Raw genomic sequence first — 13,543 nt, forward strand, 5'->3', positions numbered from 1 at the left:
TTCTCTATCTTTATGATGAAATATTTTTAAGGTAAATAGATGTTCTCTCAACCTTTCTTTAACTTCACCATAAAAAAACCGTCGGTATGATGTTCGTGGGGTAAAATTTGTATCCACTTTGATGATGTCACAAAGGGGTAAAAAAGCCAATCAACCGAAGGGGGTTCTATAGTCCAATGGGAATGATGGGTCAAAAAAGTTTCTATAATTTGTTGATTTTCTGTTGGGTTGAGGGTACAAGTGGCATACACAAGGGTTCCTTGCGGTTTGACCCATTGGGCTGCTTGGGTTAATATTTCTTGTTGTAAACGGGATAATTCTTGAATTTGTTCAGGGGTTTGTCGCCAGCGAATGTCTGGGTGTCGGTGAAGAGTCCCTAACCCAGAACAAGGAACATCTACTAAGACGCGATCGCCTTGATCAATAAATTGAGTAAAATGACGGCTATCTCCTAAAATAGTTTGAATGGAGTTTAATTGTAACCGTTGGGCGTTTTGTTGCACTTTTTTGAGACGGGAAGGGGTGCGATCACAAGCGATAACGGTGCCTTGATCTCCCATTAACTCAGCAATATGGGTGGTCTTTCCTCCTGGGGCCGCACAAGCGTCGATAATGGTTTCTCCAGGTTGCGGATCTAGCAAATAACTCACCAGTTGCGCGCTACTATCTTGTATGGTCCAGTGGCCTTCATGAAACCCTGGTAAGGTTTGTATGGTTCCTATTTTTCCCTGTAGTCTTAAGGTACAAGGAAAAGGAGGCAATGGGGTGACGTTAACCCCTGTTTCGATGAGTTGGTTTTCTAGGGTTTGTAGGGTCGTTTTTAAAGGGTTAATACGAATATCAATGGTTGGAGTTTGGTTGAACCAATAACATAATTTTTCTGTGGTTTCTTCTCCCCATTGTTTGACCCAAGTTTCAATCATCCAGTTGGGAAAACTATATTGAATGGCAATTTTTTCAATGGGGTTAGAGGGTAATATTAAAGGATCTTGACTCTCTTTACTTTTACGAATATATTGCCGTAAAATGCCGTTAACGACCCCTGAAAGTCGGTTTAGTTGATAATCTTTGGCGAGGTTGACACTGGTATTAACCGCAGCAGAAGGAGGAATATGATTGAGATATCTTAATTGATACAGTCCAATGTGAAGAATGCGCCGTAAGTCCGGGGGTTGTTGTTGTGCCTTTTTTTTTCCCAGTTGATCGATTAAGGTGTCTAAGGTTCGTTGATGACGGACAATACCATAGACTAATTGTGTGCATAAACTGCGATCGCTAGGATTAAGATTATTTTGAGTTAAAGACCGATCTAAGGCAATATCGGTGTAAGTATGCTGTCGGTCGATATGTCGTAAAATGTCTAAGGTTAGTTGACGGGCATTCGTGTTTTTCTTAGTAAGAGACATTTTTACAATAGGGTTTAATATAGTTTCCTGAATTGTGACCAGAAAATCAAGGGTTTTAAGACCAATTTTTGTAGGACGTATTAACTCCGAATTTAGGACTCGCGACGACTTCTAATTTCTTGCATTACCCAATGGGTTGCTTGTTCGCTGGTCATGGGTTGAGCAAAGAAAAAGCCCTGTCCTAATTCACAATTTAAACCCTGTAATTGATTAAATTGTTCACGAGTTTCGATCCCTTCTGCTACTACATTCATCCCTAAAGTATGGGCTAAGTTAATAATCATCAGCACAATAGCTTTATCAGAAATTCCTAATTTACTAATAAAAGAACGGTCTATTTTTAAAGTATCAATGGGAAATTCGTGTAACCGACTTAAGGAAGAATAACCGGTTCCAAAGTCGTCAATACATAATCCTAATCCTAGGTTTTTTAACTGTCCGACTCTCTGGGTTTCGTGTTGTACAGTTTCTAATAAGCAGCTTTCGGTAATTTCTAGTTTTAATTGTGTTCCTTCGATACCAGTGTTTTGTAATAAATAATTTAATCTTTCATGCCAATTTTCTTCTTTTAATTGTTCTGCTGATACATTAACATTAATAACTAATTGTCCTGCTTTTGTGTTTAAATTTTGCCATATTTGTAGTTGATAGCAAGCTTGTTCTAATACCCACCATCCCAGATAACTGATCAGACCAATTTCTTCAGCAATGGGAATAAATTCAACAGGAGAAATATTACCCTTTAGGGGATGTTGCCACCTGACTAAGGCTTCAAACCCACTTAAATAACCTGTATTTAATTCTACAATGGGCTGATAATATAGGGAAAGTTTTTTATGTTTAATCGCTTGTCTTAGGTCAGTTTCTAATTGAATACGAGCTAAAGCATCTGCTTTTATTTTAGGATTAAATATAGCATAATTTTCTTTTTTTTCAGCTTTGGCTTGATACATAGCTAATCGGGCATCTTTAATCATACTTTCGGGTTTTTTATAGTCAACATTATTGAAATTAATCCCTATATTAATATTAATAAATACTTTATTGTTGTTGATATCAAAAGAATGATCTTTAATATTTAAAATTTGTTTGGCGATTAAAATAATTTCTTGTATTGATTGATTTCTCACCAAGAGAACAAATTCATCTTCTTCCAGTCTTGCTAAAATATCTTTTGGTCTTAATTTACTTTGCAATCGTTTTGTTATTTGAATAAGTAAATTATTATCTTGAGTAATATTTAAACTTTCGTGTAATAGCTGAAGGCTATCTACATGAATAATAACAATTCCTAAAGAATTATTAGGGAAATTTAGAGAATCTAATACAATGCTTTGTAAATGTTCATAGAACCATTGACGATTCGGTAAGTTAGTGACAGGATCTCTTAAATTAATTCCTGTTGATTCTTCTTTTTGGCAAATCTTGTTCTCAAATTTTTGAACAGTTCCTTGATAATAAAGAACTTTTCCATACTGATCGTAAATCCCCCAAATTGTTTCTTCGATATTAATAATTTCTCGGTTTTTACGATAGATTTGGGATGGAAAGTTTATGATTTCTCCGTCGGTTTTTAAAAGATTTAGAATATGATCATAGTTGTTAACTTCAACATACAATTGATTAGTCTGAGTATTAATGTTATCTAATAAATCATGAGGACTATCATAACCGTATAGTTGTGCTAAAGCTGGATTAACATCTATAAAATAACCTTCAGGACTCAGTTGAAAAATCCCTTGATTACTCTTTTCAAAAATCTTATAATATTGTCGTTCTGCTTGAATTAAAGCTTCTTCTATTTGTTTCCTTTTCGTAATATCCCTAGACACACATAATATTTCTTTAATCTCTCCTGTTTGTGGATGAACGATCGCTTTTCCGACGGTTTCTATCCATAGGTAATGTCCTTTTTTATGAACCATACGATAAGTCACTGAGGCTAAAGATTTTTTTTGTTGTAATTCTTGATAAAATTGTTTAATTAAAGCGCAATCTTGAGGATGGCTAAATGAGGCGATAGGTTGATTGATTAAACTTTTTGGAAAATAGCCCAGTAATTGATGAGAAACTTGAGAAACGTATTGGTAAATTCCCTCTGGTGTATGAGTTGTGACTAAGTCAGGTAAGTTATCTAAAATAAAAGTATGAGGTTGTTGATAACTTTTAGAATATTCTTGATTTTGTTTTCGTTTAGTAACTTCACGGGAAGTACAAAAAATTTCTTCAATCTCCCCTGTATCTTGATTAGGAATAACTTTTGCTGAGGTTTCTAACCATATATAATGTCCTAAATTATGACGAATGCGATAAGTAATTGGGTCAATATTCCATTGTTGTTTTAGTTGTTCATAAAATTGTTTAATGACATCGTAATCTTCGGGATGGCATAAGAATCCTGCTGATTGCCCAATAAAAACTTGAGCATTATATCCTAACAAAGACTGACAGGAAGTAGAAATATATAAGTAAATGCCTTCTACAGTATGGAAACTTATCAAATCAGTCAAATTTTCTACCCTTGATTGATAGTATTTATTTATTTTTTTAGACATTTCTCTTTTTATATTTTCTTGGCTATGATCCATAAACTTTCTCAGTTACTATATTTAATACAATTGATAGTGAAGGCAGAAGATGTTGAAAGAGGGAATAAACTCTAAATCTAAATTATTTTTATCTGCAAAATCTAACTATAGACTAACATAACTAACCTATTTTCTGTCGTTAATCGTATTACTCTTTATGTAAAGATTATGTTTATATCATGTAATTTTTGTAATTATATATTTGTAAATCTTAATATTTTTTTCAGAAAAAACTTATGAAAAATAAGCAACGATAAAAAATAATTGATGTTCAATTAGGAGTTAAATAAATTTTGATAAAAAAAGGGATAGGAACTTTATACGGGGTAAGTGTAGGAACTGGTGATCCAGAATTAATTACTGTTAAAGCACAACGGATATTGCAAGAAACCTCTGTGATTGCTTTTCCGATGGGAGTTAGTTGTAAACAAGGTTTAGCTGAAAAAATTATTGCGAATTGGATCACTCCACAGCAAAAAAAACTACCTCTTAATTTTCCTTATCTTCAAGACAAACAGCAGTTAAAACAAGCGTGGAAAGAAGCAGCAGAAAGGGTATGGGAATATCTCCATCAAGGAATCAATGTGGCTTTTGCTTGTGAAGGAGATGTAAGTCTTTATAGTACCTTTAGTTATTTAGCCCAAACCATCCGCGAAAATCATCCCCAAGTAACCATACAACTTATTCCGGGGGTTTGTTCGCCAATGGCTACTGCGTCGGTGTTAGGCATCCCTTTAACCCTTGGTTCTCAAACTTTGGCCATTATCCCTGCTTTGTACAATGTGGCTGAGTTAGATCAAGTTTTAGGTTGGGCTGATGTTATTGTTTTATTAAAAGTCAGTTCAGTCTATCCTCAAGTGTGGAAGAAGCTAGAAAAGCTAAACCTGTTAGACCATGTCTTGATTGTAGAACGGGCAACCCAACCCGAAGAAAAAATCTATCGAAACCTAACTTATCACCCCAATCTCAATCTTTCCTATTTCTCTTTAATGATTATCTACGTCCGAGAAAGACAATAGGGAGTAACAACAAAATCACTGATAACTGGTCACTGGTTCCTGACAATTTCCCATCTTCTTAAAATTTTTTAACATCCTGTAAACCCTTATCTAACGAGGCTTCAGAATAAAAAAGCTAGAATGTATTCTTTGTTACAGCAAAAAATAACTTTATTATTAGTAAAAATTAGATTATAGTAAACAGTAAGCCTTCCTAGTCACTTGGTAAATTCCTATGAGTCCTATTACTCTAACTTCTCCTTCTTCATCAGTCCCTTCTACAACCTACACGATTAGCATGATTAAAGATGAGGTTCGTCATTTGGTAGAGACTGGTGTTGTCAGTCGTCAGCAACCTCTTTATGTCCTCTGTGAGTTTATTCCTCCCCGTGAGTGGGTGTGTGTTGAAACTGAATTAGAAAGATGTGAATATCTATTACGGGATCAAATTGGAGACTTGATGGCTTGCGAAACTTGGGAGAACGATTAATCCTCTATTATAAAACCATTTTTATCATTTTAGCAAGTCTGATTGTTCTATCAACAACGAAACTATATCTTGTTACTAATCACCCTTTTTGAATATCTTAATTAAGTCCTAGTCCCTAGATTAGGACTTAAATTATGTCTCAAGAGATAATCCTAAAGGAAAATGGAATTTTTAGCACTTACTGACATAATTAGGTAGAAAATGTAATTAAGAATACAAAAAGACTTTGCAGCTTTCGTCTGTAGGTTCGATCATTTTAAGGGTCAGGGTCTTGATTTTCACTGGTTTGGTGTTCTACTTATGAATCTTTCCACACAATTTCCTGTTAGTTTTTCTCGGTATTCTATCGATTTTATACAACAAGAAGCACGTCATTTGGTTGATAGGGGTTTAATTAGCCGTCAACAACCGATTTCTAGCTTATGCGACTATATTCCCCCTAGGGAATGGATCTGGGTTGAACACGAATTAGAAAAATTTGAGTATCTATTACGCGATCGCATCAGCGATCTAATTAGTTCAGAAACTTGGTCTAATGACTAAACCATAACCTGAGTGTGGAGTTCAGGAATTATAAATGATTAACGCTCATCGTCTTAAACATTTATTTTTACAGGTTTAAGGCTTTTTTTTCTCTCTTAGGTATTCAAGTTCTTGTCTGAGAGTGATAATTTTTTCGGTGAGTTGTTGAATTTCTTGGTCAACAGCAGCTTTGGTATGGGTTGAAGAAGGAGAGTTTTGGGGATTTTTTGAGGATGATTGTTGCTTTAACCATTGATCCAGGAATTCACGGGCTTCTTGTTCGGTTATTTCGCCTTTTATCGCCCATTCTTCGGTTTTTTGTGCAATTTCTTGTTGCAATTCAGACAGGGTTTGATTGCGTTTTTGGGGATCTTGGAGAGTTTCTAAAACCGAAGCAGTTAAACCGACTCCAACTCGGAAAGATTGTTGTAGAAGTTGAAAGATAGTATCTGTATTCATATCAAAGCAATATTACTATATATTATTTATCGAATATCATGACACAATGACCCTTAACTATCAACTAAAATATTAGGTAAACCAACCTTTTTGGGGTGGACAAAGTTTCCCTTAAAATCAATGGTTTTCTCTTCATTAGTAGCAGCATCTTTGATGGTTCTCGCTTCAGCTAATGCCCTACGAATGTCTGCTTTTTCTAAGTCATCGTTGACCCCACCTAATAAGTAAACTAATAAACGAGAAGCTAATTTTTTACCTGATACTTGTATGCGTTTTTTCATTGGATCATAAAGTATCCCATACCAAATAGATTGAGAAGTATCCATATAACTAAAACCGCCAATTTCATCAAAATAAATTAGTTTTTTTACAATAGTTCTTAAATCAAAATTTTGATTAAATACTAAAAATCCTAATGCTTGTGCTAAGGCTATTTGTCCCACAGGACGAAATAAAAAGTTTCCTTCTCCTCCACCTTTTTCATGGTTAAATCGTCTCAATTCATAAGTTTTAACTCCATGTTCTAATTGTCGATAACTCGGTAAATTGGCTAAAGCATCAAATAACTTAGATAATAGCTTTAAACCCGTTTCTATTTCTTGATCATCAGGACGTAAAGAAATTAAGTTCTTTTTATCCTTACTTTTCCAATGGGGAAATTGATAGTCTAAATATCCCTCTGCCATGTCTTGCAGTGCTTGTAATGTAGTTAAAACAGTGGATTTATTCGCAATGGTTGCGCTATCCCAATTAACTCTAGAATTCCAGTCTTTTTCGTCTCGATCTTTTAGGAGTGGGTGAGTAATAGCAAGTCGTCTAGAAACAATAGCAAATCCATCATCTTCATTTAATAAAACTAACTGTCCTTTACTTAAAGAAATAGCCATGCGGTTAACATGAACAAATACCGATCTTACCCGTCTTCTTGCTTCTTCATAAGTTTCTCCTTTAATGACTGCAGGAATAATTTCAACACCGATCTTTTCTTTGGCTAAATTTTGTAAAGCGATGGGATCTAGATTATATTCTTCTATTAATTCATCAAGAGTAATGGGGTTTCCTGTTGATTTTTTTACCTTATTATAAACCTCTAATTTTCCTGTTTTTAATAACTCCATTAACCCTTGAATACCCATTAACCGATGTTGTCCATCTAGAGCAAAAATTGAATAATTTTTTCCAATATTTAACAAACCTACACTATCATTTTGATCTAAAGAGGTAAACTCATCAACACTTACTGTCGCACAGTTATTTATATCCCATTCTAAAGCGTTAGGATCATTCACCCAGTCTTGATTAATAACCACTAAAATCGGGGGGAATTTATGATTATTTAAAACGGCTAAATATTGGGCTAAATGTGCCTGTCTTGACCAATCTAAGGGACGTTGTTGTAATTCTTCTACGGTTTCAGAATCACGAATAATATTGTTAGTTTTAGGGTCATATTTACGGCGAAATAAAGGTAATTGGAGAGCAAAATGCACTCGACTGGCTAACCATTGCAAAGATACTGATCCCAAATAACTTTGAGTGTTTCCCATCTGGGTTTTCTGGACAAAAAGTTGATCTTGACGGGATAAATACCGTTCTAAAAGTAAAGCAAGTGCCTGTTTTTCTTCTGTTTCTTGTTGTAGGAATTGGCTGGTAATATCTTGATCCATTGATAGCTGAATGCTTACGACTAAGAATTTACAAATATTATCATACATTTTTCATTTGAAAACCATGATAAAGTTTTTAAAAACCTTATACAATTTTTAGATTATAATATCCTTGTTTTAATTTGGAGTCGGGGGAGATGATGGGGTTTGAGTATGTCTTACCAGTAATTCGGGGGATCCAAGGAGAACGGGAGTATTATGTTTCGATGTGTCCGTTGGGGATCTTGCCGAAGTTGTTTCCTTTACCAGATGAAAGCATAACACCGTTTAAACGCAGTCAGCGACGGTTAAATAAAGGTAGATCAAGGAAAATTTGTCAATATATTTTAGAAAATCGTCACAATTATGTGTTTACTGCTATTACTGCCAGTATTGACGCTGATACGACGTTTGAAGCGGTGGGAGAGGTAGCCGAAATGCGGAAACTGGGTCGTTTGCGTATTCCAATAGAGGGGACTTTGACCATACATGACGGTTTACATCGTCGCGTTGCCTTGGAAATGGCTCTGCAAGCTAACCCACAGTTAAAATATGAGACAATACCCGTGAGTTTAACCATTCTCTATGATAATCGAGATGCGATCGCTTTGATGGTTAAAAGGGTGGTTAAAGAGGTCAGTTTTTTTAATAATTATACTTATTTGGAAGGGGAAAGAATACCGAAAAATTCAGATAAGTTATTAACATTGTATCAATTGTATCAAGCAACGGTTGAGTTATTAGGGGATGTTTCTTTAAAAGATGAGGAAACTTTTGATTTTGTTATGTCTTATTGGCAAGTAGTTAGTGATTATTTAGAAGCTAATAAGGATGATGAAAATTTAGATCAGTTATTTTTACGGTTAGGGAAATTTGGGAGATTATTATTGGTTGATTATCCTAATAACTGGAAGGAGAAATTACAAAGTTTGGATCTTTCGGAAGAAATGCAACAATTATGATTAATATTCAAAAGGACTTAAAAGCTTACCTTGCTTTTCACTAAAATAAAAAACTTGGTAATTAGCAGAAAGTTCCTGTTGTAGTTTTTTCCATAACTCAAGTCCTTTACGTTCAAACTTCTCCTCTTCTATGGGGTTAGCAAAATTTGAAGCGGAAGGATTATTTATGTTAAGAATTTTATTGTAAGTTTCTGCCCATTCTAACAAACTATTTATTGTTTCTTCTTGTAATGGTAATTTACAAGGATCAATATTATCAACATCATCCATATCCCAAAGAGGGTAATAATAATACTCTGTCATTAACTTTATTTTTTTAACCATACTTATTTTAGGTTTCTCATAAAAAGCCAAGTTTTATTATATCACTTGGCTTAGTTTATCAACTGATCAAGAGAATTAATATAATTGAAATTGATTAGGAGGTGGTGACATCCAACCTAAATTAATTTTGACTTTATCTACTGCAATTTTAACACTACTCATACTCATAGAAATTTTATAAGGTTTAGCAGGATTTTTCGGGTTAGGGTCAATAGTAACAATATTACCAGTCCATAGCTGACCGCTTCTTGACCAGTCTATTTGAGAGAGTTGATAGACTTTATCATTATCAAAATTGTTGTTAGTTTTATCATAAATTGAATAGAATAATCTTCCTAAAACTTCTAAACCTACATAACGACCTAAAACACAATCTTCTTTAAAGTTTCCTATTTCTTCTAGGGTTAAGTCTTGGACTTCTGTCTCAAAAATATGTTTGGTTTGTTCACATTGTGAGAAAAATTTGTTTAAGGCAGTCATTAAAGCATCAGATGATTCTTGTACGTGCCAGTTTTCCAGTTCGGCATTAATATCATTGGCAAAAGCACAACTAACTAATTTAACAATATAATTACTTGTGTAAATTAGTTTCTTTTTGGTTGATGGTGTATTTTTTATTTTTTCAGTTTTTTCTTTAAATATTGGTACTTCGTCTTGTATCGTTTTCATGATACCGATACGACCTTCAAACTCTCCGAAAGATAATAATAAAGACTTATCTAATGCTTTGCTTTGCGCCATATCCCGAAAGTCCGTTTGACACTGGTTAAAATCTTCTTCGAGGACTAAAGTAATAGGAAAATCATTATCTCCAATTAATTCACCTTCCGAACTTTCTATAAGTTCATGAATAGCCCTTTTTCTGTGTTGGCCATCGGTAATATCCAGTTTTATGCCTCTAAGAATAACTACTAGACACAGTTCTCTAGCTATTTCAATTAATTTAATTTGTTGAGGGTCTATATTAGCGGTTAAAGTTCCTAATATCCAAGGTTTATCCTGTTGAATGCGTTTCACAATATATTGTTTAACTTCTTCGGCGTGGCCTTGTACTTCTGGGCGGTTTTTACCAGAGTCAGGATCATTATTTTCAGAATGCTTTGTTTGTAGTAAAATAGGCAAGTCATGGGCTGGTATATTTATTTGGATCATGTCTCGTTTTCCTTGACGAAACCGTAAACCTAAGTAACATTTTTCACGGTAAAATTTTGATAAATAAGATTCTAATACTTGTCTAAGATTTTGACTTAATTCGCTACTGTCAATATGGCTATCAAACATAATAATTCTTAATTTTCGGTAAATACCTACCCTTCTATCATAATCTTGCGTTAAACTAATAGAAAACCAGGAAATTACCTAGTTTTTTGGGAGTCCCTTCTATCTATATTTATGATAATTATTCGTATAATCACTGAGTTAGTTTAATCTTTATGACACTGATATCTGAAACCAAAACCTATGACTGAAAATCAACAGCAAAAAAACTTAAGTTATTATTGTGAGCTTTTTTCTAATCTAAACGTTAGGACTAAATATCAACCTGTTCTTTTGTTGACAATCATAGATTTCATATCACAAAACATAATAGAAACCAATAAAATATTAATATCTGATGAGTTACTTGATACATTTAAAAAATATTTGAATAAACTTGATCCTGAAGCTAACAAAAATCCTGGGCTACAGTATCCTTTTATTGCTCTAAAAAAGCGAGAAATTATACATTTCGAGTTTAAGCCTGATGTTAAAGAAGAAGAATTGATAACTATTAATAAGTCTATTACAAAGTTAAAACAAGCAGTTGGATATGTTTCATTAGATCAAGAATTATTTGAATTTCTTCAAGATACAGAGACTAGAAGAGAATTAATCGATACTTTAATTAATGTTTGGTTTTCTTCTGCTCAGAAAGAATTACAAGAAATCTTAGACATTAATCAATCTTTTGAAGAAACAGGAACCGAAGCAGTAGAAGAAACAGAAACAACTAGAAAATTTTACATGAGAAAATCTTTAGTAAGAGATTCTTTTTTTCGTAAAGCGGTTATTCATGCCTATGACTATCGTTGCTCATTATGCCAGCTAAGGGTTATAAAATCATTATCACAAAGTATTGTAGATGGAGCGCATATTAAACCATTTGCACAATTTTATGACAACAAGATAGATAATGGTATTTCATTATGTAAAAATCATCATTGGGCTTTTGATAGAGGGATTTTTAGTATTGATGATAATTATCAAGTTCTTATTTCTGACAACTTTGCTGAAGACTCACCTAATACAAAACCTATCAGAGACTTTCAAGGTGAAACGATTTTATTACCCAACTCACAAACCTATTTTCCAAGTTTAGAAGCGATTCAATGGCATCGTCAAAACGTTTTTAGACAATAGTGATTTAAAATTTTTGAGAGGAGATGAACAAACATGACTAATATTCAAACCACATTATTTCCGCCTCGCACTGTTCCAGAACTCATTAAAGATATAAAAAGATTGACAGAAGAAATACAAGAGTTATATTGTGCTGATAATATTCCCCTTGTTATTGGTTATTCTGGCGGTAAAGATAGTAGTGCTATTGTGCAATTAATTTGGAATGCTATTGCTGAACTACCTCTAGATAAAAGACATAAAAAAATATATGTTATTACCACTGATACTTTAGTCGAAAACCCATTTATTTCTGCCTGGGTTAATAAGTCTCTTGAGAGGATGAAAAAACGGGCTACTAAAGAACAGCTACCTATTGAACCTCATTTATTGACTCCAGAAGTTGCACAAACTTATTGGACAGGTTTAATAGGGAAAGGATATCCTGCCCCTCGTCATACCTTTCGTTGGTGTACACCTCGTTTAAAAATTGATCCTTCTAACCGTTTTATTCGGAATGTTGTTAGGGCAAATGGTGAGGCGATCGTCGTCTTAGGAACTCGTAAAACCGAAAGTCAAAACCGCGAAGCGATCATGACAAAACGAGAACAGGGAAGAGTGCGCGATCGCCTTTGTAAACATCCTCATTTACCCAGTTCTTTGTTATACACTCCTATTGAAGACTGGCGAACTGATGAAGTGTGGTTATATTTAATGCAATGGGAAAACCCTTGGGGACATAGTAATAAAGATTTATTTTCTATGTATCGAGGGGCAACTGCTCATAATGAATGTCCTTTAGTCATTGATACTTCTACCCCCAGTTGTGGAAGTTCTCGCTTCGGTTGTTGGGTTTGTACCCTAGTTGATAGTGATAAGTCTTTAGCAGCAATGATCCAAAACGATGAGGAAAAAGAATGGTTACAGCCTTTAATTGATGTTCGTAGAGAATTAGATATACACAATGACCGAGATAAAAGAGACTTTAGACGTATTTGGGGAAATGTTCACCTTTTTGAACGTAATATTGATGGTCAGACTTCCATTGAACCCGTTCCTGGCCCATATACAAAATATTGGCGAGAACATTGGTTAAGACGGGTATTAGAAGCACAAGTTAAAGTGAGAAAAAATGCACCCCAAGACATGAAAGATATTACCTTAATTACCCAAGAAGAACTCAGCGAAATTAGACGAATATGGTTAGAAGAAAAACACGAATTTGATGATAGTTTACCCCGCATTTATGAAGAAGTGACAGGGGAACCTTTTATGGATAGTCGTCCAGGAGTCGGTCATAGTTTACTCGGTAGCGATGAATGGGATATCTTGTCCAATATTTGTGGCGATGATACTATGCACTTAGAATTGATGGCTAGACTATTAGATACCGAAAGACAATTTTATACTAAGTCTCGTCGTGTCGGTATCTATGGTGACTTAGAAAAATGCTTTGAAACCAGTTCTAGATCGCAAGATGATGCTATTGATAATGCACATACAAAACGTAACCTCAAAAATGCTATTAGCAAAGAAGAGGTTGATATCTTTCAAGTTAAAGAAGAACTTAAAAAAGTTTTAGATTCTGAAAAAGAATCTTTAGGACATCCTGTTACTGCTAAGGAAGATATTAACCAAGTTAAAGAAGAACTTAAAAAGAATTTGAACCCCGAAGAAAAACAACCGCAGAAACAACTGTCTTGGGGAACTATTAAATTTGGCAACCCTATTGATAACACAGAAAGTGAAAATAATTTATGATTAATTAC

Annotated in this window: 12 protein-coding genes; 6 read left to right on the forward strand and 6 right to left on the reverse strand. The window is 34.2% G+C overall.

Features of this window, described 5'->3' with window-relative positions; translation table 11 throughout:
- Positions 1-47 precede the first annotated feature (47 nt).
- Both CY0110_RS02665 and CY0110_RS29160 read right to left on the reverse strand, forming a co-directional pair.
- Positions 48-1,406, reverse strand: a complete 1,359-nt coding sequence (locus tag CY0110_RS02665) for a 16S rRNA (cytosine(967)-C(5))-methyltransferase (protein WP_008273725.1) — start codon at positions 1,404-1,406, stop codon at positions 48-50.
- A gap of 92 nt (positions 1,407-1,498) precedes the next feature.
- Positions 1,499-3,994, reverse strand: a complete 2,496-nt coding sequence (locus CY0110_RS29160; RefSeq protein WP_008273726.1) for a GGDEF domain-containing phosphodiesterase — start codon at positions 3,992-3,994, stop codon at positions 1,499-1,501.
- A gap of 293 nt (positions 3,995-4,287) precedes the next feature.
- Here CY0110_RS29160 and CY0110_RS02675 point away from each other — a divergent pair, with 293 nt between their 5' ends.
- The 3 genes from CY0110_RS02675 to CY0110_RS02685 all read left to right on the forward strand — a co-directional run bounded on the left by CY0110_RS02675 (position 4,288) and on the right by CY0110_RS02685 (position 6,025).
- A complete protein-coding gene (locus CY0110_RS02675) occupies positions 4,288-5,013 on the forward strand; it encodes a precorrin-2 C(20)-methyltransferase (RefSeq protein ID WP_008273727.1) in 726 nt (241 codons plus the stop codon).
- A 214-nt stretch (positions 5,014-5,227) separates the two neighbouring features.
- Complete coding sequence (locus CY0110_RS02680) at positions 5,228-5,482, forward strand: DUF4327 family protein (RefSeq protein WP_008273728.1); 255 nt, start codon at positions 5,228-5,230, stop codon at positions 5,480-5,482.
- Positions 5,483-5,782: 300 nt separating this feature from the next.
- Positions 5,783-6,025, forward strand: a complete 243-nt coding sequence (locus CY0110_RS02685) for a DUF4327 family protein (protein ID WP_008273729.1) — start codon at positions 5,783-5,785, stop codon at positions 6,023-6,025.
- 75 nt (positions 6,026-6,100) lie between these two features.
- Here the strand turns inward: CY0110_RS02685 and CY0110_RS02690 are convergent, their stop codons facing one another.
- Together CY0110_RS02690 and CY0110_RS02695 are read right to left on the reverse strand one after the other, a co-directional pair.
- Positions 6,101-6,463 (reverse strand): hypothetical protein, encoded by a 363-nt coding sequence (locus CY0110_RS02690; protein ID WP_008273730.1) that lies wholly within the window; start codon positions 6,461-6,463, stop codon positions 6,101-6,103.
- 53 nt (positions 6,464-6,516) lie between these two features.
- Complete coding sequence (locus tag CY0110_RS02695) at positions 6,517-8,130, reverse strand: DGQHR domain-containing protein (protein ID WP_008273731.1); 1,614 nt, start codon at positions 8,128-8,130, stop codon at positions 6,517-6,519.
- A 137-nt stretch (positions 8,131-8,267) separates the two neighbouring features.
- Here CY0110_RS02695 and CY0110_RS02700 point away from each other — a divergent pair, with 137 nt between their 5' ends.
- Positions 8,268-9,071 carry a DNA sulfur modification protein DndB gene (locus CY0110_RS02700; protein WP_232285684.1) on the forward strand — a complete coding sequence of 268 codons (804 nt, stop codon included), beginning with the start codon at positions 8,268-8,270 and terminating at the stop codon, positions 9,069-9,071.
- Here the strand turns inward: CY0110_RS02700 and CY0110_RS02705 are convergent, their stop codons facing one another.
- Positions 9,072-9,425: a hypothetical protein gene (locus CY0110_RS02705; protein WP_232285685.1), complete on the reverse strand. Its 354-nt coding sequence runs from the start codon at positions 9,423-9,425 to the stop codon at positions 9,072-9,074.
- 45 nt (positions 9,426-9,470) lie between these two features.
- Entirely contained in the window at positions 9,471-10,676 is a 1,206-nt protein-coding gene (locus CY0110_RS02710; protein WP_008273734.1) for a DNA sulfur modification protein DndB, read from the reverse strand.
- 180 nt (positions 10,677-10,856) lie between these two features.
- Here CY0110_RS02710 and CY0110_RS02715 point away from each other — a divergent pair, with 180 nt between their 5' ends.
- Together CY0110_RS02715 and dndC are read left to right on the forward strand one after the other, a co-directional pair.
- A complete protein-coding gene (locus CY0110_RS02715; protein ID WP_008273735.1) occupies positions 10,857-11,795 on the forward strand; it encodes an HNH endonuclease in 939 nt (312 codons plus the stop codon).
- 33 nt (positions 11,796-11,828) lie between these two features.
- A complete protein-coding gene (gene dndC, locus CY0110_RS02720) occupies positions 11,829-13,535 on the forward strand; it encodes a DNA phosphorothioation system sulfurtransferase DndC (protein ID WP_008273736.1) in 1,707 nt (568 codons plus the stop codon).
- Positions 13,536-13,543 lie beyond the last annotated feature (8 nt).

Source organism: Crocosphaera chwakensis CCY0110, assembly GCF_000169335.1.
GTDB lineage: Bacteria > Cyanobacteriota > Cyanobacteriia > Cyanobacteriales > Microcystaceae > Crocosphaera > Crocosphaera chwakensis.